22 protein-coding genes are annotated in these 21,389 nt (G+C 69.1%); 3 read left to right on the top strand and 19 right to left on the bottom strand.

The window, feature by feature from the left end; translation table 11 throughout:
* Window positions 1-86 precede the first annotated feature (86 nt).
* Window positions 87-908 (top strand): transglutaminase-like domain-containing protein, encoded by an 822-nt coding sequence (locus QTI68_RS05035; RefSeq protein ID WP_286520028.1) that lies wholly within the window; start codon window positions 87-89, stop codon window positions 906-908.
* 7 nt (window positions 909-915) lie between these two features.
* Here the strand turns inward: QTI68_RS05035 and QTI68_RS05030 are convergent, their stop codons facing one another.
* Entirely contained in the window at window positions 916-1,302 is a 387-nt protein-coding gene (locus QTI68_RS05030; RefSeq protein ID WP_286520027.1) for a DUF4345 family protein, read from the bottom strand.
* Window positions 1,303-1,384: 82 nt separating this feature from the next.
* Here QTI68_RS05030 and QTI68_RS05025 point away from each other — a divergent pair, with 82 nt between their 5' ends.
* Window positions 1,385-1,858, top strand: a complete 474-nt coding sequence (locus tag QTI68_RS05025) for a YqhA family protein (protein WP_286520025.1) — start codon at window positions 1,385-1,387, stop codon at window positions 1,856-1,858.
* Here QTI68_RS05025 and QTI68_RS05020 read toward each other — a convergent pair.
* On the bottom strand, window positions 1,836-2,276 hold the full coding sequence (locus QTI68_RS05020; protein WP_286520024.1) for a cyclophilin-like fold protein: 441 nt from the start codon (window positions 2,274-2,276) through the stop codon (window positions 1,836-1,838). The two genes, QTI68_RS05025 and QTI68_RS05020, sit on opposite strands and share 23 nt — an antisense overlap.
* The gene (locus QTI68_RS05015) at window positions 2,273-3,241 is read right to left on the bottom strand and encodes an AraC family transcriptional regulator (protein WP_286520023.1); all 969 of its coding nucleotides are present in this window, start codon (window positions 3,239-3,241) and stop codon (window positions 2,273-2,275) included. The genes QTI68_RS05020 and QTI68_RS05015 overlap by 4 nt, the downstream gene beginning before the upstream one ends.
* Before the next feature lie 224 nt (window positions 3,242-3,465).
* On the opposite strand from QTI68_RS05015, the gene QTI68_RS05010 reads away from it, so the two are divergent.
* Entirely contained in the window at window positions 3,466-4,017 is a 552-nt protein-coding gene (locus QTI68_RS05010; RefSeq protein ID WP_286520022.1) for a hypothetical protein, read from the top strand.
* A 6-nt stretch (window positions 4,018-4,023) separates the two neighbouring features.
* Here the strand turns inward: QTI68_RS05010 and QTI68_RS05005 are convergent, their stop codons facing one another.
* The 16 genes from QTI68_RS05005 to paaK form a co-directional block, all read right to left on the bottom strand.
* Window positions 4,024-4,941, bottom strand: coding sequence for a hypothetical protein (locus QTI68_RS05005; RefSeq protein WP_286520021.1), 918 nt, complete (start codon window positions 4,939-4,941; stop codon window positions 4,024-4,026).
* Between the two features lie 43 nt (window positions 4,942-4,984).
* Window positions 4,985-5,494, bottom strand: a complete 510-nt coding sequence (locus tag QTI68_RS05000; RefSeq protein ID WP_286520020.1) for a gamma-glutamylcyclotransferase family protein — start codon at window positions 5,492-5,494, stop codon at window positions 4,985-4,987.
* Window positions 5,495-5,513: 19 nt separating this feature from the next.
* Window positions 5,514-5,903, bottom strand: a complete 390-nt coding sequence (locus QTI68_RS04995) for a hypothetical protein (RefSeq protein ID WP_286520019.1) — start codon at window positions 5,901-5,903, stop codon at window positions 5,514-5,516.
* Window positions 5,904-5,958: 55 nt separating this feature from the next.
* A complete protein-coding gene (gene ligD / locus QTI68_RS04990) occupies window positions 5,959-8,433 on the bottom strand; it encodes a DNA ligase D (RefSeq protein ID WP_286520018.1) in 2,475 nt (824 codons plus the stop codon).
* 79 nt (window positions 8,434-8,512) lie between these two features.
* Entirely contained in the window at window positions 8,513-10,558 is a 2,046-nt protein-coding gene (gene paaZ / locus QTI68_RS04985) for a phenylacetic acid degradation bifunctional protein PaaZ (protein WP_286520017.1), read from the bottom strand.
* 106 nt (window positions 10,559-10,664) lie between these two features.
* Window positions 10,665-11,402 carry an ABC transporter ATP-binding protein gene (locus QTI68_RS04980; protein WP_286520016.1) on the bottom strand — a complete coding sequence of 246 codons (738 nt, stop codon included), beginning with the start codon at window positions 11,400-11,402 and terminating at the stop codon, window positions 10,665-10,667.
* Window positions 11,399-13,228, bottom strand: a complete 1,830-nt coding sequence (locus tag QTI68_RS04975) for a branched-chain amino acid ABC transporter ATP-binding protein/permease (RefSeq protein WP_286520015.1) — start codon at window positions 13,226-13,228, stop codon at window positions 11,399-11,401. The genes QTI68_RS04980 and QTI68_RS04975 overlap by 4 nt, the downstream gene beginning before the upstream one ends.
* On the bottom strand, window positions 13,225-14,253 hold the full coding sequence (locus QTI68_RS04970) for a branched-chain amino acid ABC transporter permease (protein WP_286520013.1): 1,029 nt from the start codon (window positions 14,251-14,253) through the stop codon (window positions 13,225-13,227). The genes QTI68_RS04975 and QTI68_RS04970 overlap by 4 nt, the downstream gene beginning before the upstream one ends.
* A 166-nt stretch (window positions 14,254-14,419) precedes the next feature.
* A complete protein-coding gene (locus tag QTI68_RS04965; RefSeq protein ID WP_286520012.1) occupies window positions 14,420-15,574 on the bottom strand; it encodes an ABC transporter substrate-binding protein in 1,155 nt (384 codons plus the stop codon).
* Between the two features lie 54 nt (window positions 15,575-15,628).
* Entirely contained in the window at window positions 15,629-16,252 is a 624-nt protein-coding gene (locus tag QTI68_RS04960; RefSeq protein ID WP_286520011.1) for a TetR/AcrR family transcriptional regulator, read from the bottom strand.
* 22 nt (window positions 16,253-16,274) lie between these two features.
* Entirely contained in the window at window positions 16,275-17,360 is a 1,086-nt protein-coding gene (gene paaE / locus QTI68_RS04955; protein WP_286520009.1) for a 1,2-phenylacetyl-CoA epoxidase subunit PaaE, read from the bottom strand.
* A 10-nt stretch (window positions 17,361-17,370) separates the two neighbouring features.
* Window positions 17,371-17,895 carry a 1,2-phenylacetyl-CoA epoxidase subunit PaaD gene (paaD, locus tag QTI68_RS04950; RefSeq protein WP_286520008.1) on the bottom strand — a complete coding sequence of 175 codons (525 nt, stop codon included), beginning with the start codon at window positions 17,893-17,895 and terminating at the stop codon, window positions 17,371-17,373.
* Window positions 17,892-18,665: a 1,2-phenylacetyl-CoA epoxidase subunit PaaC gene (gene paaC, locus QTI68_RS04945; protein WP_286520006.1), complete on the bottom strand. Its 774-nt coding sequence runs from the start codon at window positions 18,663-18,665 to the stop codon at window positions 17,892-17,894. Before paaC ends, paaD begins: the two co-directional genes overlap by 4 nt.
* Window positions 18,666-18,675: 10 nt before the next feature.
* Entirely contained in the window at window positions 18,676-18,981 is a 306-nt protein-coding gene (gene paaB, locus QTI68_RS04940; protein WP_286372007.1) for a 1,2-phenylacetyl-CoA epoxidase subunit PaaB, read from the bottom strand.
* 27 nt (window positions 18,982-19,008) lie between these two features.
* Window positions 19,009-20,022, bottom strand: a complete 1,014-nt coding sequence (gene paaA, locus QTI68_RS04935; protein WP_286520004.1) for a 1,2-phenylacetyl-CoA epoxidase subunit PaaA — start codon at window positions 20,020-20,022, stop codon at window positions 19,009-19,011.
* Between the two features lie 24 nt (window positions 20,023-20,046).
* Window positions 20,047-21,366, bottom strand: a complete 1,320-nt coding sequence (gene paaK, locus QTI68_RS04930; RefSeq protein ID WP_286520003.1) for a phenylacetate--CoA ligase PaaK — start codon at window positions 21,364-21,366, stop codon at window positions 20,047-20,049.
* Between the last annotated feature and the right edge of the window lie 23 nt (window positions 21,367-21,389).

Genomic DNA, 21,389 nt, shown 5'->3' with positions numbered 1-21,389 from the left:
CCGCGCTGCACTTCCTTACGATGCAGCATCGACGTCGGCATCAAACCTGCTTTACCAGCTTCTCCCCACCCAAAGGTCCGCGCACCATGCTCATCAGAATCGGATTCGACATCGAGCTCGGGGTCACGGCGCCGACGGCCCTCATCTACATGCTGCAGCTCCATCCTTCGCGCGCAGCCGACCTCCAAGGCAGCGAGCAGCTCACGATCAGCCCGCCGCTGCGCACCGACCACTACACCGACAACTTCAACAACCACTGCGCCCGCGTGGCGGTGCCCGCCGGTGTGAGCCGCGTGCGACTGCGCAACGAAGCGGTGGTGTTCGACACCGGCTGGCCGGACCCGGTGTGCCTCGGCGCGATCGAACATGCGCCCGCCGACCTGCCTCTGGAGACGCTGCAGTTCCTGCTGCCCAGCCGCTATTGCGAGGTCGACAGCGAACTGCTGCAGTTCGCGTGGGCCCAGTTCGGCGGCGTGCCGCAGGGCTGGCAGCGGGTGCAGGCGATCTGCAACTTCGTGCACCGGCACCTGCGATTCGACTACCAATGCGCCCGCGCCACGCGCACCGCGCTGGAGGGCTGGCGGGAGCGTGTCGGCGTCTGCCGCGACTTCACGCACCTGGCGATCACGCTGTGCCGCTGCATGAACATCCCGGCGCGCTACGTCACGGGCTACCTGGGCGACATCGGCATTCCACCGGTGCCGTATCCGATGGACTTCAGCGCCTGGTTCGAGGTCTACCTGGGCGACCGCTGGCACACCTTCGATGCCCGGCACAACACGCCGCGCATCGGACGGGTGGTGATCGCGCGGGGCCGCGACGCGGCCGACGTGCCGATCACGATGGTGTTCGGCGTCAACACGCTGCAGCGCTTCGAGGTCACGACCGACGAGGTGCTTGCAGTGTGAACAGGCCCTAGCTGGCGCTGAAGTGCGCCCCCGCCATCACGAACGGAATCACCAGTTCGGGAACCAGGTACGCGAGCCAGACCCGGTGCGGCTCGGGCAGGCCCACCTTCGAGATCGACAACAGCCGGCCCAGGCCCGCCAGCAGCACGCCCAGGGCGATCAGGTAGACCAGGAAGCCCTGCTGGCGGACCGTGATGCCGGCCCAGAGGCAGATCAGGCCCATCGAGAAATAGACGCCCGCCATGAAGCGGTGAACGTTGTCCAGGCGCGGACTGGTGTCCGGTTGGCCGAGCACCATCTGCACGGTGCCGCCGAACAGGGCGATGGCGGCCACGAGGAACAGGCAGGCACGCACGATGACCTGGCTGGCGAGGAGGGGGGCGTCGGGCGTCATGGAGCCTCTTTCTGGTGATCCGTTGCCGCATTCTGCCCAAGGCTAAGATCCGGCGAACCCCACTGCAGAGGAGAGGTGCCGGATGTTGCGAACAATCCTGGCTTCGAGCCGCTACATCATGATCGTCCCCGTGATCGGCACCTTCCTGGGGTCGATGGCGCTGATCCTGTACGAGGCCATGGCGCTGTACGCGAGCTTCATCGACACGATCCGCGACGGCACCGTCTCGGCCAAGGCGGTCAAGATCTTCGCGGTCGGCATCGTCGAGGCGGTCGACGTCTTCCTGATCGCCATCGCGGTCTACATCATCAGCATCGGCCTCTATTCGCTGTTCATCGACGACAAGCTGCCGCTGCCCAAGTGGCTCGAGGTCCACAACCTCGAGGACCTCAAGGGCAACCTGGTCAGCGTGGTCATCGCGGTGCTCGCCGTGCTGTTCCTGCGCGAGGTCGTGGCCTGGGACGGCACCAGCGCGATCGCCGCCTTCGGCGCTGGCATGGCCCTGGTGATCGGCGCCCTGACCTTCTTCCTCGTCAAGAACAACGCCCGCCGATGACGCAAGGCCCGCTCCGCGAGCGCAGGCCGCGGGCACCAACGGCGAGCGCCGCCTCATCGACCTCGCCCGCCGGCACTTCGATCGTCACCTCGATCGGACCCGGCGCAGCGAAGGCCTCGACCCCGGCATCGATCCGGCCGAGGACGTGGAAGCCGCCGCTGATGGCCTGCCCGTCCTGCCGATAGAGGATCGCCAGGTCGGGGCCGGGCGCCCAGCAGATCATGTCGCCGACCTCGTAGGCCTGGGTCCGCGTGCCGGTCGCCGAGACGGCCGAGGGCAGCGGGCCGAATTTCTCGCGCCTGAACAGGTCATGCAGCGTGAGCGTCAGCGGCAGCATCGCGACGAACTCCTGCGCCGCCCGGTTGTCCGCCAGGGTGGCCGGGATCACCTGGCCGTTCAGCTTCAGATGGATCTTCATGTCTGCCCTCCCCGGCCCAGCTGGAGCTCGCGCAGGCGCTTCACGTCGCGCGCGGGGGGCGAGCCGAAGAAGCGGCTGTATTCGCGATTGAACTGCGACTGGCTCTCGTAGCCGACCCGATGCCCGGCCGTGGCGGCGTCGACGTTCTCGCTGATCATGATGCGCCGCGACTCCTGCAGCCGCAGCTGCTTCTGGAACTGCAGCGGACTCATCGCCGTGACGGCCTTGAAGTGCTGGTGCAGCGACGACACGCTCATGTGGACCTCGTCCGCCAGGTCCTCGACCCGCAGCGCCTGCTGGAAGCGCTGCGAAAGCACGCTGATGGCCTGGGCGATGCGCTGGCTGTGGCTGTCGACCATCGCCATCTGGGCCAGCCGCCAGCCGTCGGGCGCCTTCAGGAGCCGGTACAGAATCTCGCGCGTGATCAGCGGCGCCAGCGCCGGCACGTCCTCGGGCGTGTCCAGCAGCCGGGTCAGGCGCAGCAGCGGGTCCAGCAGGGTGGTCGACAGGTCGCCGGTGAAGATGCCGCGCGGCGAGCGCCGGTTCGGGAGCGCGGCGTCGAGCTGCAGGTCCAGGCCGAGCGCCGCGATGTCCTTGACGTCGAAACTCAGCCGCAGGCCGAGGTACGGCGCTTCTGGCGAGGCGTCGACCACCTGGCCCGACACCGGCAGGTTCTGCGCCACGACCAGGTACTGGCTGCTGTCGTAGATGTAGACGTCTTCGCCGAGCAGGACCCGCTTGCTGCCCTGCGCCAGCACGCAGAACGCCGGCTCGTGGATCGCATGCACCGGATGCTGCATCTGCGAAGCCCGGGCCAGCAGGAGGCGCGGTATCGCCGTCTGATGGGCGCCGTCGACGACGGTCATCCGGTCGATCAGCGCGGCGAGTTCGGCCCGCATCACGGTGGTCTGCAGTTGCTCGACGGGGCGGTCGGCATGCAGCGATCGAGGGGTGGAAGTGAACATGGAGCGAAGCTTAGGCATCTCGCGCCCGCTTGTCTCGGCTCGGGCGCGCCTGCCGGACCATCGTGCAAACATCCTCCAGAATCCTGCAAGCCGAAGGCTTCGCGGCGACGCGGCAGCCTGGGGCGACAATCGGCGCGTCGTTCGAATTCACCGCCAAGATGCCGCCCCCACAGTATTTGTTCCTCAGCCTTGCGGACCCTCCGTCGCCTGGCGGCCCTGCGCGCGTGCTGAATGCCGCGGGCCGATGGGCCCTGCAGGGCAGTGCGCGATCCCCCCTGCTGGCGTGGCCCGCGACCGAGGCGCCTGCCGCGCAGGCGGCGGCCGAACGCGCCTCCGCGGCGCGCGGCTGCGCCGTCGCCGTGCGGGCGCAAGCGGATGTCGACGGGGTCGAAGCCAGCGAGATCCAGCGCTTCGGCGATGCCTTCGAGGCGGCGCTGCTGGGGCCCGCCGCCCACAGCGAGGCCAAGGCCCGACGCCTGCGCACCGAAGCCGAGAAGCTCGATGCGTTCTGCATGATCGTGCGTGCCGCCTCGGCCGCACCGGACCAGCAGGCCTTCGCCCAGGTCGGCCGGGCGGCGTCGAAGGCGTTGCAAGCCAAGTTCGGCGGCGGATCGATCACGTCCGCTTTCGCGTGGCTGGCCGGGCCGGCGGGGCAGGCAGCGCTCGTTAGCCTCCTCACCGGCGACATCGAGCCCACGGGCGGGCTGTCGATCGCGCAGATCGTCGAGGCGGCGCGGCTCGCGCGGGAGGCGGAGCAGCTGCGCGAGAACCGCTGAGGGGCCTCAGCCCAGCGGGTCGAAGCCGGGTGCCTGGCTCATCTCGGACGGCTTGTAGATCTTGTGCTGCGCCGCCGGGCCGCCGGCGTCCGTGACCACCAGCAGGCGCCAGAGGGGATCGCGCGCCGAGGCCGTGCGCTCTTCGTCCGTGAGCTTGAAACCCGGCAGGCCCGAGGTGGTGCCTTTCACCGCGACCTTCAGCAAGGTCACGCCCTTGGCATTCGACACCTCGAGGTCGAAGCCGATCTGCTGGGCGCTGACGTCCTCGGCCTTGTAGCCGTAGCCGCCGAAATGACGCTTCACGTAGTCCAGCGCGGCGGCCTGGAGATGCTCCGGCGAAGCGGCCTGCGCCGCCGCAGGGGCCGCCTCGGCCGGAGCCGGAACACCGCCACGCGCCTTGGCGGCCTGCACTTCGGCCTCGGTGGGCAGCCAGCCGCGCGGGCCGCGGACCAGCACCGCCAGCAGCTGGTCGGGCTCCCAGGAGGCGACGTGCCATTCGTCGTCGTCGCGCACCCGGGTCGACACCTTGGCGCTCTTGTTGGTCTCGAGTTCGGCGATCGGGACCCGGTTGGTCTGCACGACCGCCCTGAAGCCCTGGCCGGCGTCGAGGGTTCGCTTGAGCAAGGCCAGCCGGTCCTTGGCGCGCTGGACCTGGTTGGCCGTGCGCGCGCCGCCGCTCGCGCGGTGCTGGGTGTCCAGCGACTCGAGGTAGAACCAGCGTCCACCGGCGCCGACGCTGACATATTCGGCCCAGATGGTGGCGATCACGTTGTCGCCGGTCGCCATCCAGGCGTACTCGTAGGGCTTGTCGCGGGCATCGAACACGCCCATCTTGGCGACGATCTCGACCGGGGTGAGCCGTGGTCCTGACAGTCGCTTCTCATCGATGACAGCGAGTACCTGGGGGTCGACTTCCTTGTCCATTCAGTAGGCTTGTGGCGAGTTGGGGGGTTGGCAGTATGCCGCATCACCCATGGATGGCGAGTTCCCTTGCCTCCCGTCCGGCGTCCGTGTCCCTCACGGCCTGGACACGCTCGATGGCCTCGATGTAGCGCGCGGGAAGCCCGCTTTGCCTGGCCCCGGCAAGCACGTGCCGCAGGTACCAGGTGTAGGGCTTCAGCGCCGAATTCTTTCGGGTCGCCAGGTAGGTCAGCGCCAGGACCTCCCCCGAATCCGTCCGGACGCTGACCTGGACGGCGTCGTAGCCGTTTCCGAGGCCTTCCGCCTTGTCGAGCGCCTGTCGGTCGCGACCGGCGATCTGGAACAAGGCGCCATGGACCGTGTCGAGCGGCGCATCGGTGCGCTCGCAGTCGGCCTTGCCCGAGCCATCCCTGCCGACCTTGTCGAAAACCAGGCGGTAGCCCGCCACGCGGCCCGAGCCCTTCCGCTCGGCGGACGGGGCCCGGTCCGCGGCGCGGAGGCGCTCCCCGCTCATGTTGGAGCCGTAGGCAAAGTAAAGGAAGGGGGCCGGGTCCATCCCGCGAAGTCGTGGGCCGTCAGCGCACCGTCGACATCACGGTGGCGCGGCAGCGGGGCTGCTCGGAAGGCTGCAGCAGGCGGCAGTTGTCGAGGGCGCGTTGCTGCATGTCGCTCAGCCGGGGCTGGTTGCGCCGTGGCGGCGGCGGCTGGTGCCATTGATTCGGGGGCGGCCGGTGCCAGTTCTGCTGGTGCGGTGGCCGGTGCCAGTTCTGGTTGTGATTCCAGCGCTGGCCACCGCCGCGCTGCCAGCCGCGCTCCCACATGCAGCGCTCGAAGTTCACGCCCCGCCGGTCGCAGGCCCTGAGGTCGCGGTCGAACTGCGGGCTGTTGTGCCACTGGGCCGCGGCGGGCCCCGCGGTCAGGAACCCGGCCATGGCCAGGAGCAGGGTCGGGATCACCTTGTTCATGCCGCGCAATATTGCATCCCCGCGCCGATTGCGCAAGGCGGACGAAGAGCGCGCATCAGGCCGGCACGTAGCCCAGCTTCTTCATCGCCGGGCCCAGCGCCTTGCGGCTCTTCTCCATGTCGTCCCAGGGGCCGTTGCCGACCGCCAGGCGTTCGGCGATGTTGCGCACCGTCCATTGCGATGCGCTGCGCAGATCGGGCAGTTCGTCCCATGCCAGCGGCACCGACACACCCAGCCCCGGACGCGAGCGCGCCGACCAGGCGCTGGCGGTGGTCGCGCCGAAGCCGTTGCGCAGGTAGTCGACGAAGATCTTGCCGACGCGATTGCGCGGCCCGCTCTTGGCGACGAAACGCTCCGGGATGGTGGTCGCCAGGTGCTGCACGGCGGCCTGCGAGAAGCCCTTGACCGCATCCCAGCCGTGCTGCCGCTTGATCGGCACCAGCACGTGCAGCCCCTTGCCGCCGCTGGTCTTGAGGAAGGCCGGCAGGCCGAGTTCGGCCAGCAGCGTCTGCACCAGCATCGCCGCCTCCTGCATGCGCGCCCACGGCACGCCGTCGCCCGGATCGAGGTCGAAGGTCATGCGGTCGGGCGTGTCGATCGCCTTCGACGTCGCGTTCCAGGTATGGAACTCGATCACGTTCATCTGCGCCGCCGACAGCAGCCCGCGCGCGCTGTCGATCTGCAGCAGCGGATCGTGGTCGCGGTCGAGCGACGGGTCGAGCAATTTCACGCCCGGCATCTCGCCGTGCGGCGCATGCTTCTGGAAGAACAGCTCGCCGCCGATGCCCTCGGGCGCCCGCACCAGGGACACCGGCCGCCCCTTCAGGTGCGGCAGCATGAGTTCGGCCACCTGCTCGTAGAACGCCACCAGCTCGCCCTTGGTGGTGCCGCTCGCGGTGTCGATCACGCGCTCGGCGTGGGTGATGCGCATTGCCATGGACTTCTTCGCTCCTCGTGCGTGGTCGTCGGCGCGCGCGGAGGCGGCCTCGGGCGGCTCGGCGCGCTCGCGCCGGATCTGCGCCGCCGGCTTGTCGCTGCGCAGCCCCTGGAACACCGGGTGGCGGATCCGGCCCTCGCGGGTCCACTCGCCGAAAGACACCTCGCACACCAGCACCGGCTTCACCCACTGCGCCTTGACCCCGGCGGGCTTCTCGCCGAACGGACAGGTGTCGCTGGCCTGGCGGTCGAGCCGCGCCTTGATGTCGGCCAGCCGGCTCTCGTCGAAGCCGGTGCCGACGTTGCCGCAGTAGACCAGCGTGCCGGCATCGTCGTGCACGCCGAGCAGCAGCGCGCCGAAGCCGGAACGCGATCCCTTGGGCGCCGTGTAGCCGCCGATCACGAACTCCTGGCGGCGCTGGTTCTTGAGCTTGATCCAGTCGGGCGAGCGGCGCGAGACATAGATCGATCCCTTGCGCTTGCCGACGATGCCTTCGAAGCCCAGCTGCGCCGAGGAAGCAAGGAGGTCGCGCGGCGCGGCGTCGAAGACCTCGCTGAGACGCAGCTGCGCCGGCGGCCGGCTGCCGAGCAGTCGCGCCAGCCGGGCGCGGCGCTCTTCGAGCGGCACGGCGCGCAAGTCGAAGCCGTCGAGGAAGGGGGCGTCGAACAGCCAGTAGACGATGTTCGACGTGGCGCCGCTGTCGAAGGCGTTCTGCAGCGCCTGGAAGTCGGGCGCGCCGTGCTTGCCGGCGACCACGATCTCGCCGTCGAGCCAGGCCGACGTGGTCTTCAGCCTGCCCAGCGACCTGGCGAGCGCCGGCAGCTTCGAGGTCCAGTCGTGGCCGTTGCGCGTGATGCACCGGACCTTTTCGCCGTCGATGCGGGCCAGCAGGCGATAGCCATCGAACTTGAGCTCGTAGAGCCAGTCGCCGGGCGTGGCGGGTGGCGCCGCGGCGAGGGTTGCGAGTTGCGGGGCCAGCGCGGCGGGCAGCGCCGCCTTGCGGCCCTCGCTCTTCAGGGCGCTCTTTTTCGCGGCGCTCAGCACGCTGTCGGGCTCGGCCTCGACGACGTCGTAGTCGGCCAGAGGGCGCGCCTCGCCATCGCGCTCCTTGATCAACAGCCAGGGCACCTGCTTCTCGCCCTCGCCGCGCATCCGCACCAGGGTCCAGTGGCCGCGCAGCTTGTCACCGCGCAGTTCGAACTTGAGCTTGCCTTCGGCCAGCGCTTCGCGCGCATCGCCCTCGGCCGCCCACTGGCCGCGGTCCCAGACGATCACGGTGCCGGCGCCGTACTGCTTCGCCGGGATCGTGCCTTCGAAGCTCGCGTAGGAGAGCGGATGGTCCTCGACCTGCACGGCCATGCGCTTGACCGTCGGGTCGAGGCAGGGTCCCTTGGGCACCGCCCAGCTTTTCAGCGTGCCGTCGAGTTCGAGGCGGAAGTCGTAGTGCAGATGGCTTGCATGGTGCTTCTGGACCACGAAGGAGAGCGTGCCCCGCGCCGACTTGCCGCCGGTGCGAGGTTCGGGCGTCTTCTTGAAATCGCGCTTGCCGTGGTAGGGCGCCAGGGCGTCGCTCGCTCGAGTGGCTGCAGGCATGGGGGTTCTCCAGTCTGGCACGTTAGTGTGCGCCGGAGAACCCGCCTGTAGGAACGCGCCCCGAGTCCGATGCCGGGCCTCAGCCCCGCTTGGCCACCAGCGTCAGGATGTCGTAGCTCGCGACCAGGTCGCCGTCCTGGTTGGTCACCTCGACATCCCAGGCGACGACGCCCTGGCCGACGCCGTTGGCGTCCTTCTTCTGCCGATCGATCTTGCGCTTGCAGGTGAGGCGCGCGCGGATGGTGTCGCCGATGCCCACCGGCTTGACGAAGCGCAAGGTGTCGAGGCCGTAGTTGGCCAGCACCGGGCCTGGCGCCGGCGAGACGAACAGCCCGGCCGCGGCCGACAGCACGAAGTAGCCGTGCGCGATGCGCTTGCCGAACGGGCTTTCCTTGGCCGCGATCTCGTCGAAGTGCATGTAGAAGTAGTCGCCAGAGATGCCGCCGAAGGCCACGATGTCGGCCTCGCCGACGGTGCGGCGATGCGTCAGCAGCGAGTCGCCGATGGCCAGGTCCTCGAAGTGCTTGCGGAACGGATGCAGTTCGGATTCGTTGAGCTTCGCGCCGCGCATGTATTCGCCGGTCACGGCGGCGATCATGCTCGGCGAGCCCTGCAGCGCCGCGCGCTGCAGGTAGTGCTTGACGGCGCGCAGGCCGCCGAGCTCCTCGCCGCCGCCGGCGCGGCCCGGGCCGCCGTGCTTCAGGAAGGGCAGCGGCGAGCCATGGCCGGTCGATTCGGCCGCGGCCTCGCGGTCGAGCACCAGCATGCGGCCATGGTGGGCGGCGGCGATCGGGATCGCTTTGGCCGCGGTCGCCGGGTCCTTGGTGACCAAGGTGCCGACCAGGCTGCCGCGGCCGCGCGCGGCCAGCGCCAGTGCTTCGTCGAGGCCGTCGTAGGCCATCAGCGTGCTGACCGGGCCGAAAGCCTCGATGTCGTGCACTGCATCGTTGCCCATCGGGTCGCGGGCCAGCAGCAGGGTCGGCGCGAAGAACGCGCCTTCGGCCACGCCCTCGCCCTGCGGCGCGAAGCCGTCGCGCTCGCCGTAGACCAGTTCGGCGCCCTGCATCAGCAGGCGCACGCGCTCGGCGACGTCGGCCTGCTGCGCATGCGAGGCCAGCGCGCCCATGCGCACGTCCTCGCGCGCCGGGTCGCCGACCACGGTCTTGGCCAGCCGCGCGCGCAGCTTCTCGGCCACCGCGTCGATGTGCTGGCGCGGCACGATCGCACGGCGGATCGCGGTGCACTTCTGGCCCGACTTGACCGTCATCTCGCGCGCCACTTCCTTGACGAAGAGGTCGAACTCCTCGTCGTCGGGCGTCACGTCCGGTGCCAGGATCGCGCAGTTGAGCGAGTCGGCCTCGGCATTGAACGGGATCGACTGGCGCACGATGTTCGGATGCACGCGCAGCTTGGCCGCGGTGTCGGCCGAGCCGGTGAAGGTCACGACGTCCATGCCGTCGAGCCGGTCGAGCAGGTCGCCGGTGCTGCCGATCACCAGCTGCAGGCTGCCTTCGGGCAACAGGCCCGAGCGGTGCATCAGGCGCACCAGCGCTTCGGTGAGATAGCTGGTCGAAGTGGCCGGCTTGCCGATGCAGGGCATGCCCGCCAGGAAGCTCGGCGCCCATTTCTCGAGCAGCCCCCAGACCGGGAAGTTGAAGGCGTTGATGTGGACCGCCACGCCGCGCCGCGGCACCAGGATGTGGGTGCCCGCGAAGCCGCCCTTCTTGCCCAGGGGCATCGCCGGGCCTTCGTGCACCAGGTTGCCCGAGGGCAGCTCGTTGCCGCCGATGCCGGCATAGGCCGCCAAGGTGCCGGCGCCGCCCTCGATGTCGACCCAGCTGTCGGCGCGGGTGGCGCCGGTGTGGGCCGAGACCGCGTAGAGCTCTTCCTTGTGCTCGGCCAGGTACTTGGCGAGCGCGCGCAGGCGCTGGGCCCGCTGCTGGAAGTCCATCGCCAGCAGGTTGGCGAGGCCGACCGTGCGCGCATGCTGGAGCGCCTCGCCGAAGTCGATGGCCTCGGCATGCGTGCTGGCGACCGGCCGGCCGTTGACCGCGCTGCGCAGCTCTTGCGCAGCCTGCGCGCCGAGCCAGCGGCCGCCGATGAAGCTTTGAAGGATTTGAGTCATAGAGTTCTCCAGGAAGGAAGAGACGAGGCCGGCGCCGGGCCGCCCCAAGGCGGCCTGCGGCCCCCTCGGGGGGGCAGCGACTACACGAAGTGAGGGAGCGTGGGGGTCATGTCACGGCGCTCTTGTTGCCGAGGCCGAGGTAGGTGTCGATGATTCGCCGGTCGTGGAGCAGGTCCTGCGCCGGTCCGGTCAGCGCCACGGCGCCGGTCTCCAGCACATAGCCGCGGTCGGCGACCTGCAGCGCGGCGCGCGCGTTCTGCTCGACCAGCAGCACCGAGACGCCATGGGCGCGCAAGGACGACACCACGTGCAGCACCTCGCGCACGATCAGCGGCGCCAGGCCCAGCGAGGGCTCGTCGAGCATCAGCAGGCGCGGCCGCGCCATCAGCGCCCGGCCGATGGCAAGCATCTGGCGCTCGCCGCCAGACAGCGTGCTGGCGAGCTGGGCGCGTCGTTCCTTGAGGCGCGGGAAGATCGCGAAGACCTCCTCCATGCGCTCCTTCTGGTCGCGCTTGCCGGTGCGCCAGCGGTAGAAGCCGCCGAGCAGCAGGTTGTCCTCGACCGGCATCTCGCCGAACAGCTCGCGCCGCTCGGGCACCAGCGCCACGCCGCGCGCGACCATCGCCTCGACGCTCGGCCGCGCGATGCGTTCGCCCGCCAAGCTCAGGCTGCCGCTGGACGGCAGCAGGCCCATCGCGGCGCACAGCAGCGTGGTCTTGCCGGCGCCGTTGGGGCCGATGACGGTGACGATCTCGCCTTCGTTCACCCGCAGCGCGACCTGGTGCACGGCCTCCACCGCGCCGTAGGCGACGCTGAAGTCCTGGAGTTCAAAAAGCGCTGTCATGCGTTCACCGCGATCGGTTCTTCGTCGCTGCCGCCCAGATAGGCGTCCAGCACACGGGGATTGGATTGCACCTGGGCCGGCGTGCCCTCGGCGATGACGGCACCGAACTCGAGCACCGTGATGCGGTCGGCCAGGTTCATGACGAACTCCATGTCGTGCTCGACCACCAGGATGCCGAGGCCTTCCGCGCGCAGTTGCGACAGCAGTTCGGCCAGCGCCTGCTTCTCGAGGTGGCGCAGGCCGGCGGCCGGCTCGTCGAGCAGCAGCGCGGCCGGCTGGCCGGCGAGCGCGCGCGCGATCTCGACCACCCGCTGCTGGCCCAGCGCCAGCGAGGCGGCCGGCGCGTCGGCATGGGCGCCGAGACCGCAGCGTTCGATCTGGCGGCGGGCTTCGGCCAGCAGCGCGGCCTCTTCGGCGCGGTCGAGGCGCAGCATGGAGGCAATCCAGCCGCGATGGCCGCGCCGGTGGGCGCCGAGCGCGACGTTCTCGAGCACGCTGCGATTGCCGAGCAGCCGCACATGCTGGAAGGTCCGGCCCAGGCCGCGCGCCGCGAAGTCGCGCGAGGGCTTGCCGGTCATGGCCGCGCCGAGCAGGCGCACTTCGCCTTCGGTCGGGTCGTCGACGCCCGAGATCATGTTGAAGAAGGTGCTCTTGCCGGCGCCGTTGGGGCCGATCAACGCATGCACCTCGCCGGCCTTGAGCGTCATGGCGACCGCGTTGTTGGCGACCAGGCCGCCGAAGCGCTTGGTCACGCGGTCGGCCTCGAGCAGCAGTTCGCCGGCGGCCGGCAGCGTGCGGGCGTCCAGCGCCGCGATCGCCTTCGCCGGCTTCACCGGCACCGGCTTCAGGAAGCGGCCGCTCACGCGCGCCAGCGTCGGCCAGAGTCCGTCGGCGAAGCGCTGCAAGACGAACAGCATCAAGAGGCCGAAGACGATCACCTCGAAGTTGCCGCTGGCGCCCAGCAGCTTCGGCAGCAGGTCCTGCAGCTGCTCCTTGACCAGCGTGATCAAGGTCGCGCCCAGCACCGCACCCCACAGGTGGCCCGAGCCGCCGACCACCGCCATGAACAGGTATTCGATGCCGATGTTGATGTTGAACGGCGTCGGGTTCACGAAGCGTTGCAGGTGCGCGTAGAGCCAGCCCGACAGGGCTGCCAGCAGCGCAGCGAGCACGAACACCTTGACCCGGTAGCGCGCCGTGTCGACACCCATCGACTCGGCCATCACGCGGCCCGACTTGAGCGCCCGCACGGCGCGGCCCTCGCGCGAGTCGAGCAGGTTGTGCAGCGCCCACAGCGCCAGCAGCAGCACAGCCCAGATCAGCGGGCCGAGCGCCCGCGGCGACGCCAGCGAGACGCCGAAGACCGTCAGTGCCGGGACGCCCGTGATGCCGGTCTGGCCGCCGAGGAACTCGAGGTTGCCGAACAGGAAGTAGAGGCTCAGGCCCCAGGCGATCGTGCACAGCGGCAGGTAGTGGCCCGAGAGCTTGAGCGTGATCGCGCCGAGCCCCCAGGCGACCAGGAAGGTCAGCAGCAGGCCGAACAGCAGGCCGACCCACGGCAGCAGTGGCGCGGGCACGATGCCGCCGAGCGCGGCGGTGGCGGTCGGCGAGGTGCAGACCCAGGCGGTGGCATAGGCCCCCACAGCGACGAAGGCCGCCTGCCCGAAGGAGGTCATGCCGCCGACGCCGGTGAGCATCACGAGGCCGGCCGCGACCAGCGAATAGAGCGCGATGTAGCTGAACAGCGTGACCGTGAACTCGGGCAGCCAGGGCCAGCTGAGCGCCAGCGCGGCGATGCAAAGGAGGGTGAGGTGGCGACGGGTCATTCCTCGTCCTCCACATGGCGGCTGCGCAGCGAGCGCCACCAGAGCACAGGAATGATCAAGGTGAACACCAGCACTTCCTTGAAGGCGCTGGCCCAGAAAGAGGAGAAGGCTTCGAGCTGGCCGACCAGCAGCGCGCCGAGCAGCGCGATCGGGTAGCTGCCGAGGCCGCCGACGATGGCGGCCACGAAGCCCTTGAGGCCGATCAGGAAGCCGGTGTCGTAGTAGACCGTGGTCAGCGGCGCGATCAGCAGGCCCGAGACCGCGCCGATCAGCGCCGAGAGCGCGAAGCTCAGGTCGCCCGAGAGGTCGGTCGGAATGCCCATCAGGCGCGCGCCGACCCGGTTCATCGCGGTGGCGCGCAGCGCCTTGCCGACGATCGAACGCTCGAAGAACAGGAACATCAGCACCACCAGCACGAAGGCGACGCCGACCACCACCAGCGACTGGCCGCTGATCGGCACGCCGCCGATGTCGAAGCGCGCTTCCGAGAAGGCCGGGGTGCGCGAACCCTCGGCGCCGAAGAACAGCAGGCCGAGGCCGACCAAGACGCCATGCAGCGCCACCGAGACGATCAGCAGGATCAGCACCGTGGCGTGGGCCAGCGGACGGTAGGCCAGCCGGTAGAGCAGCGGCCCCAGCGGCGTGATGAGGAACAGCGTGGTCACCGCCTGCAGCGCCAGCGACGTGGGGCGCAGGCCCAGCACCAGGCCGGCCGCGAGCACGGGAAACAGCACGGTCCAGACCAGCGTCGACTTCCAGTCGACCGTGGCCCCGCGCTTCCAGCGCCAGGCCTCGACCACCAGCGTCATCGCGGCCAGCGCGACCAGCAGCCACAGCGTGGCCGGCACGCGCCCGGCGGTCAGCGCCGCCATCGACAGCGCGCCGAACGCGACCAGTTCGCCCTGCGGGATGAAGATCACCCGCGTGACGGAAAACACCAGCACCAGGGCCAAGGCCATCAGTCCGTAGACCGCGCCGTTGACGATGCCGTCCTGCCCGAGCAACAGGGCAATCTGCAAGTCCATTCAAGTCTTTCCAGTGTCGAGATGCCGTTTCTCAGCTGGCAACCTCGAGGCCAGCGAAGCGAGGCCCGTTGGTGGAACACCGCGGAACCGGCTTTGCCGGGCCGCTGGTGTTGCCCCCGGTAGGGGGTGGGCGGCTACACGAAGTGAGCCAACCTGGGGGCGAGCGTCAATTCGCGGGGGGAATGTATTTCCAGGTGCCGTTCTCGACCTTGACCATCACGCGTGCGCGCTGATCCAGACCCAGGTGGTCGTTCGGCGTCATGTTGAACACGCCATGCGCACCCGGCAGCTCCTTGACCTGCTCGAGCGCATCGCGCAGCGCCGCGCGGAACTCGGGCGTGCCCGGCTGCGCCTTCTTGAGCGCCACCGGCACCGCGGCGGCCATCAGCAGGCCGGTGTCCCAGGCGTGGGCGCCGAAGGTCGAGACCGTGCCCTTGCCGTTGGCGGCTTCGTAGGCGGCGACGTAGGCCAGCGCCGACTTCTTCACCGGGTTGCCCGCGGGCAGCTGCTCGGCCACCAGCACCGGGCCGGCCGGCAGCAGCGTGCCTTCGACGTCCTTGCCGCCGACGCGCAGGAAGTCGGCATTGGCCACGCCGTGGGTCTGGTAGATCTTGCCGGCGTAGCCGCGTTCCTTGAGGCTCTTCTGCGGCAGCGCGGCCGGCGTGCCGGAGCCCGCGACCAGCACCGCATCGGGCTTGGCCGACATCAGCTTGAGCGTCTGGCCGGTGACCGAGGTGTCGGTGCGCGAATAGCGCTCGTTGGCGACGATCTGCAGCTTCTTGAGCTCGGCGGCCTTGGCGAATTCCTGGTACCAGCCTTCGCCGTAGGCGTCGGAGAAGCCGACGAAGCCGACCGTCTTCACGCCGCTGGCGGCCATGTGCTCGGCAATCGCGAGCGACATCATGATGTCGTTCTGCGGCGTCTTGAAGACCCAGCGCTTCTTGGCATCCATCGGCTCGATGATGCGGGCCGAGGCGGCCATCGAGATCACCGGCGTCTGGCTCTCGGCCGCGACGTCGATCATCGCCAGCGAGTTCGGCGTGGTGGTCGAGCCCAGGATGATGTCGACCTTGTTCTCGGAGATCAGCTTGCGCGTGTTGTTGACCGCGGCCGTGGTGTCGCTGGCGTCGTCGAGCACGATGTAGTTGATCTTCTGGCCGCCGATGGTCTTGGGCATCAGCGCGATCGTGTTCTTCTCGGGGATGCCGAGCGAGGCGGCCGGGCCGGTGGCCGACACGGTGACGCCGACGTTGATGTCGGCCTGAGCCAGCACCGAAGCCAGCAGCATCGCGGCGAGGGCGATCGGTTTGAGTAGTTTCATTCGGGTTGTCTCCGGTTTTTCGAGGGGGTTGAGGATAAGCGGGAAGCGTGGGCGTCAGTCGTCGATGGCCGTCACGCGAAGAGGCGTTTGCACGGCGGGCAGGCCGCCAAGGAAAAGGTCGGCCACCACCGGCGCCATCGCGTCGTAGTCGAGCTCGCCGTCGGGGCGCATCCAGATGAACATCCAGTTGATCATGCCGAACAGCAACATGGTCAGCGGCTTGGCCAGCGCGGCCTGCTGCAGGTCGGGCCGCAGTTCGGCGACCACGCGCGCGAAGCCCGCCACCACGGTGCGCTGCGTGCCGAGCACGCGCTCGCGGTCGTCTTCCTCGAGGAACTTGACGTCCTCGGTCAGCACCCGGTGCGCGTGCTTGGCGCCGGCGTATTCCTCGACGAAGCGGCGGATCAGTTCGCGCAGCCGCGCGGCCGGCCCCAGGCCCTGCCGCTCGACGTCGCTCACCAGATCCTCGAGGCGCGAGACGTGGTTCTCGGCGATGCTCACGAGCAGGCTGTATTTGTCGCGGTAGTAGTGATAGAGCAGCGCCTTCGAGAAGCCGCAGGCCTCCGCCACCTGGTTCATCGAGGTCGCCGAATAGCCGCGGTTGGCGAACAGCAGCGCGGCATGCTCGAGGATCATGTCGCGTTGGTCGTCGTATCCGGCTGCTCGTCCTCGGGCCATGGTTTCCTTCGGGGGTGTTGGTTTAGCGTTCGTCGAATGAAAGCACCACGCGCTCGGTCAGCGGGTGGGCCTGGCAGGTCAGCACGAAGCCGGCCGCCACTTCATTCTTGTCGAGGGCGAAGTTTCGCTCCATCCGGACCTTGCCCTCGATCACCTTGGCGCGGCAGGTGCCGCAGACGCCCGAGGTGCACGAGAAAGGCACTTCCATGCCGGCCGCCGAAGCGCAGTCGAGGATGCTCGGCTGGTCCTTGCGGAATTCGATCTCACGCTGCAGGCCGTCGCGCACGATGACGATCTTCGCCACTTCGGCGTCGCCCGGTTTCGCCTCGTGGATCACGGCGCCGACCGGCGCGCCTTCGGGCGCGGCGACCCCGAAGCGCTCGATGTGGATGCGCTCCTCGGGCACGCCGGCCGCGAGCAGCGCGGCCTCGGCCTCGTCGTTCATCTGGAACGGGCCGCAGATGTAGGCATGGTCGATGCTGCCCGCCGGCACCACGCTCGACAGGAACTCGCCGAGCTTGGCGCGGTCCATGCGGCCCATGTTGAGCGGCGCGTCGGTCGGCTCGCCCGAGAACACGTGGTGCAGCACCAGGCGCGACATGTAGCGGTTCTTCAGGTCCTCGAGTTCTTCCTTGAACATCGTGGACTGCAGCTTGCGGTTGCCGTAGATGAGGGTGAAGCGCGACTGCGGCTCGCGCGCCAGCACCGTCTTCATGATCGACAGGATCGGCGTGATGCCGCTGCCGCCGACGATGCCCACGTGCTGGCGCTTCGATTGCGGCTCGATCGGCACGAAGAAGCGGCCCTGCGGCGCCATCACGCTGATGGTGTCGCCGGGCTGCAGCTTCTCGTTGATCCAGTTCGAGAAGGTGCCACCCTTGACCTTGCGCACGCCGACGCGCAATTCGCCGTCGTCGACCCCGGCGCAGATCGAGTAGGACCGGCGCAGGTCCTGGCCCTCGATGTCCTTGCGCAAGGTGAGGTACTGGCCCTGGGTGAAGCCGAAGGCCTCGCGCAGGTCGGTCGGCACGTCGAAGGAGACGATGACGGCTTCGTCGGTGTCGGGCTCGACGGCGCGCACACGAAGCGGATGGAAGATGACGCTCATGGGAGGCCCGTCAGATCGGTTTGAAATGTTCGAAAGGTTCGCGGCAACTGACGCAGCGGTACATCGCCTTGCAGGCCGTTGAGCCGAAGGCCGACAGCCGCTCGGTGTTGCTGCTGCCGCAGCGCGGGCAGGCCACCGCATCGACCCGGCGGCCGAAGAAGCGGATCGGCACCGTGCCGTCGGGCGAGGCCGGTCCGGGCGGTGCGATGCCGTACTCGGACAGCTTGCGGCGGCCGTCGGCGCTGATCCAGTCGGTGGTCCAGGCCGGTGCACGCTGCAAGGTGACATAGGCCGGGCCGAGGCCGGCCTGGTCGATGGCGGCCAGCACGTCGTGCTCGATCACCTCGGTCGCCGGGCAGCCCGAGTAGGTCGGCGTCAGCACGACCTCGAGCCGGTCGTCATGCTCGATCACGTCGCGCACGATGCCGAGGTCGCGCACCGACAGCGCCGGCACCTCGGGATCGAGCACGGTGCCGAGCACGTCCCAGGCCTGCGCGCAGCGCGTTTCGGCCGCGGCGGGTGCAGTCACAGTCACCACACGCCTCCGGGGAAGCTGCGCTGCAGGTGCTGCATCTCGGCCAGGATGTAGCCCATGTGCTCGGTGTGGACGCCCTTCTTGCCGGTGCTGCGGAAGGCTGCTTCCTTGGGCTCGACCAGCGCGGCTTCGCCGAGGATCGTGCGCATTTCCGCACGCCAGGGCGCCTCCAGCTCGGACCAGCGCGGCCCCAGGCCGTCGGCGGCCGCGGCCTCGTCGACCGCGTCGGACTCGAACATCTCGGGCGTGTAGCGCCACAGGTCGGCCAGCGCCGCTTCGATGCGCCGGCGCGATTCCTCGGTGCCGTCGCCCAGGCGCACCACCCAGTCGGCCGCATGCTGCTGGTGGTAGCGCGCCTCCTTGACCGCCTTGCCGGCGATGCCGGCGAGCTCGGCGTCGGAGGAGTCGCGCAGGCGCTCCCAGAGCAGCTTCATCAGCGTCGCGACCATGGCATTGCGCAGCACCGTGAAGGCGAAGTCGCCGCGCGGCAGCTCGACCAGCGTCAGGTTGCGGTAGTCCTTCTCGTCGCGCAGGAAGGCCAGTTGGTCCTCGTCATGGCCGAGGCCCTCGATGCGCCCGGCGTGGGTCAGCACGGCGCGGGCCTGGCCGATCAGGTCGAGCGCCATGTTCGACAGGGCGATGTCCTCTTCGAGGATCGGCGCGTGGCCGGACCATTCGGCAATGCGCTGGCCGAGGATCAGGCAGGTGTCGCCGAGCCGCAGCAGGTACTGCACGGCGGGCGTGGATTCGATGGCGATGGAAGCTTGCATGGTCAGGCGCTCACATGTGGTCCACGGAACCCGGCAGCTTGTAGAAGGTCGGGTGGCGGTAGACCTTGTCTTCCATCGGGTCGAAGTACATGTCCTTGTCGGCCGGGTCGCTGGCGACGATCTGGTCGGAGCGCACCACCCAGACGCTGGTGCCTTCCTGGCGGCGGGTGTAGACGTCGCGCGCCATCTGGATCGCCATCTTGGGGTCGGCCGCGTGCAGGCTGCCGCAATGCTTGTGGTCGAGGCCCGAGCGGCTGCGCACGAAGACCTCCCAGAGGGGCCATTCGGCGGCGGAGGCGGGGGTGGGATTCGTCATGTCGTCTTTTCCTTGCAGATGGGGCGCTCAGGCCGCCAGTGAGGTGGGTTCGGCGCGCTTGGCGGCATGGGCGAGCGCGGCCTCGCGCACCCAGGCACCGTCTTCCCAGGCCTTGACGCGGGCGCCCAGGCGCTCGCGGTTGCAGGGGCCGTCGCCGCCGATCACGCGCCAGAACTCGCTCCAGTCGATCGGGCCATGGTCGTGGTGCTGGCGCTCCTCGTTCCACTTCAGGTCCGGGTCGGGCAGGGTCACGCCGAGCACCTTGGCCTGCTCGACCGCGGCGTCGATGAACTTGGCGCGCAGGTCGTCGTTGGTGAAGCGCTTGATGCCCCAGCGCATCGACTGCGCCGAGTTGGGCGACTGGTCGTCCGGTGGGCCGAACATCATGATCGACGGCCACCACCAGCGGTCGACCGCGTCCTGCACCATCGCCTTCTGGGCCTCGGTGCCGTGCTGCATCATGGTCAGCAGCGCCTCGAAGCCCTGCCGCTGGTGGAAGCTCTCCTCGCGGCAGATGCGGATCATGGCGCGCGCATAGGGCGCGTAGGAGCAGCGGCAGATCGGCACCTGGTTCATGATCGCGGCGCCGTCGACCAGCCAGCCGATGGTGCCCATGTCGGCCCAGGTCAGGGTCGGATAGTTGAAGATCGAGCTGTACTTGGCGCGGCCGCTGTGCAGCGCGTCGACCATCTGGTCGCGCGAGGTGCCCAGTGTCTCGGCGGCCGAGTACAGGTAGAGCCCGTGGCCGGCCTCGTCCTGCACCTTGGCCAGCAGGATCGCCTTGCGCTTGAGGGTCGGCGCGCGCGTGATCCAGTTGCCTTCGGGCAGCATGCCGACGATCTCGGAGTGCGCGTGCTGGCTGATCTGCCGCACCAGCGTCTTGCGGTAGTGCTCGGGCATCCAGTCCTTGGCTTCGATGAAGCCGCCTTCGTCGATGCGTGCGTCGAAGCGCTGCTCGAGCTGCATTTCCTCGGCGGAGCGGATCGGCTTCTTGGCGTCGCCGGGCTCCTTGCCCATCGTATCCATCGCTTGGGTGTACATGGTGATCCTTTCCGGCGCGGGGCCTTATTTCGGTCGCTGGTCGACGACGCGCCGGGCCTTGCCGGTCAGCGTGCGTTCGATGGTGTCGGGGGTGAGCACGTTCACTGTGGTCGAGATGCCCACCAGGGTTTTGATGCGCTGCTGCAGCCATTGCGTGATCTCGCGCAGCTCGGCGGCATCGGTGCCCGCCGCGGCCTGCGGCTGCAGTTCGCACTGCACCACGACCGTGTCGAGCAGGCCGTCGCGGGCCACGTTGATCTGGTATTGGCCCGAGAGCTTGGCATGCTGCAGCACGATCTCCTCGATCTGGGTCGGGAACACGTTGACGCCTCGGATGATCAGCATGTCGTCGGAGCGGCCGACGATCTTGCCCATGCGGCGGAAGCTGCGCGAAGTGGGTGCCAGCAGGCGCGTGAGGTCGCGCGTGCGGTAGCGGATGATCGGCAGCGCCTCCTTGGTGAGCGAGGTGAAGACCAGTTCGCCCTCCGAGCCGTCGGGCAGCACCTCGCCGGTCTCGGGGTCGACGATCTCGGGGTAGAAGTGGTCTTCCCAGACCACCGGGCCGTCCTTGCTCTCGATGCATTCGCTGGCGACACCCGGGCCCATGACCTCCGACAGGCCGTAGATGTCGACCGCATCGATGCCGGCCTTGCCTTCGATCTCGCGCCGCATGGCCTCGGTCCAGGGCTCGGCACCGAAGATGCCGACCTTGAGCGAACTCTCGCGCGGGTCCAGCCCCTGGCGCACGAACTCCTCGATGATCACCTGCATGTAGCTCGGCGTGACCATGATCAGGTCGGGCCGGAAGTCGCGGATCAGCTGCACCTGCTTCTCGGTCTGACCGCCCGACATCGGGATCACGGTGCAGCCCGCGCGCTCGGCGCCGTAGTGGGCCCCGAGGCCGCCGGTGAACAGGCCGTAGCCATAGGCGACGTGGATGATGTCGCCACGGCGCCCGCCTGCGGCGCGGATCGAGCGCGCCACCAGGTCGGCCCAGCGGTCGATGTCGCCCTGCGTGTAGCCGACCACGGTCGGCTTGCCGGTGGTGCCCGACGAAGCATGGATGCGCGCCACCTGTTCGCGCGGCACCGCGAACATGCCGAAGGGATAGTTGTCGCGCAGGTCCTTCTTGGCCGTGAACGGGAACTTCGCGAGGTCGCTCAGCTGCTTGAGATCGGACGGATGGACGCCCTTGGCATCGAAGGCCTGGCGGTAGTGCGGCACGTTGTCGTAGGCGTGCTGCAGGGTCCAGCGCAGGCGCTGGAGCTGCAGCGCCTGGATCTCGTCGCGGCTGGCGGTCTCGATGGGGTCGAGATCGCCGGGCTGGGGTTGCTTGACGGGCATGTCGTGTCTCCTCTGGCGGTTCG

It is taken from the genome of Variovorax sp. J31P207, assembly GCF_030316965.1.
Classification (GTDB): domain Bacteria; phylum Pseudomonadota; class Gammaproteobacteria; order Burkholderiales; family Burkholderiaceae_C; genus Variovorax; species Variovorax ginsengisoli_B.
Note: the sequence above shows the minus strand (reverse complement) of the source record. Positions and strands in the feature narration are given on the sequence as shown.

What these genes read in the sequence shown, in the direction of transcription:
- QTI68_RS04975 (WP_286520015.1), bottom strand. Translation starts at nt 13,228, where the DNA reads ATGACCCGTCGCCACCTCACCCTCCTTTGCATCGCCGCGCTGGCGCTC.
- QTI68_RS04970 (WP_286520013.1), bottom strand. Translation starts at nt 14,253, where the DNA reads ATGGACTTGCAGATTGCCCTGTTGCTCGGGCAGGACGGCATCGTCAAC.
- QTI68_RS04960 (WP_286520011.1), bottom strand. Translation starts at nt 16,252, where the DNA reads ATGGCCCGAGGACGAGCAGCCGGATACGACGACCAACGCGACATGATC.
- QTI68_RS05035 (WP_286520028.1), top strand. Translation starts at nt 87, where the DNA reads ATGCTCATCAGAATCGGATTCGACATCGAGCTCGGGGTCACGGCGCCG.
- QTI68_RS05020 (WP_286520024.1), bottom strand. Translation starts at nt 2,276, where the DNA reads ATGAAGATCCATCTGAAGCTGAACGGCCAGGTGATCCCGGCCACCCTG.
- paaB (WP_286372007.1), bottom strand. Translation starts at nt 18,981, where the DNA reads ATGACGAATCCCACCCCCGCCTCCGCCGCCGAATGGCCCCTCTGGGAG.
- QTI68_RS05005 (WP_286520021.1), bottom strand. Translation starts at nt 4,941, where the DNA reads ATGGACAAGGAAGTCGACCCCCAGGTACTCGCTGTCATCGATGAGAAG.
- paaA (WP_286520004.1), bottom strand. Translation starts at nt 20,022, where the DNA reads ATGTACACCCAAGCGATGGATACGATGGGCAAGGAGCCCGGCGACGCC.
- paaK (WP_286520003.1), bottom strand. Translation starts at nt 21,366, where the DNA reads ATGCCCGTCAAGCAACCCCAGCCCGGCGATCTCGACCCCATCGAGACC.
- QTI68_RS04995 (WP_286520019.1), bottom strand. Translation starts at nt 5,903, where the DNA reads ATGAACAAGGTGATCCCGACCCTGCTCCTGGCCATGGCCGGGTTCCTG.
- paaZ (WP_286520017.1), bottom strand. Translation starts at nt 10,558, where the DNA reads ATGACTCAAATCCTTCAAAGCTTCATCGGCGGCCGCTGGCTCGGCGCG.
- QTI68_RS05030 (WP_286520027.1), bottom strand. Translation starts at nt 1,302, where the DNA reads ATGACGCCCGACGCCCCCCTCCTCGCCAGCCAGGTCATCGTGCGTGCC.
- QTI68_RS04965 (WP_286520012.1), bottom strand. Translation starts at nt 15,574, where the DNA reads ATGAAACTACTCAAACCGATCGCCCTCGCCGCGATGCTGCTGGCTTCG.
- QTI68_RS05025 (WP_286520025.1), top strand. Translation starts at nt 1,385, where the DNA reads ATGTTGCGAACAATCCTGGCTTCGAGCCGCTACATCATGATCGTCCCC.
- QTI68_RS04980 (WP_286520016.1), bottom strand. Translation starts at nt 11,402, where the DNA reads ATGACAGCGCTTTTTGAACTCCAGGACTTCAGCGTCGCCTACGGCGCG.
- paaE (WP_286520009.1), bottom strand. Translation starts at nt 17,360, where the DNA reads ATGAGCGTCATCTTCCATCCGCTTCGTGTGCGCGCCGTCGAGCCCGAC.
- QTI68_RS05000 (WP_286520020.1), bottom strand. Translation starts at nt 5,494, where the DNA reads ATGGACCCGGCCCCCTTCCTTTACTTTGCCTACGGCTCCAACATGAGC.
- QTI68_RS05015 (WP_286520023.1), bottom strand. Translation starts at nt 3,241, where the DNA reads ATGTTCACTTCCACCCCTCGATCGCTGCATGCCGACCGCCCCGTCGAG.
- ligD (WP_286520018.1), bottom strand. Translation starts at nt 8,433, where the DNA reads ATGCCTGCAGCCACTCGAGCGAGCGACGCCCTGGCGCCCTACCACGGC.
- paaC (WP_286520006.1), bottom strand. Translation starts at nt 18,665, where the DNA reads ATGCAAGCTTCCATCGCCATCGAATCCACGCCCGCCGTGCAGTACCTG.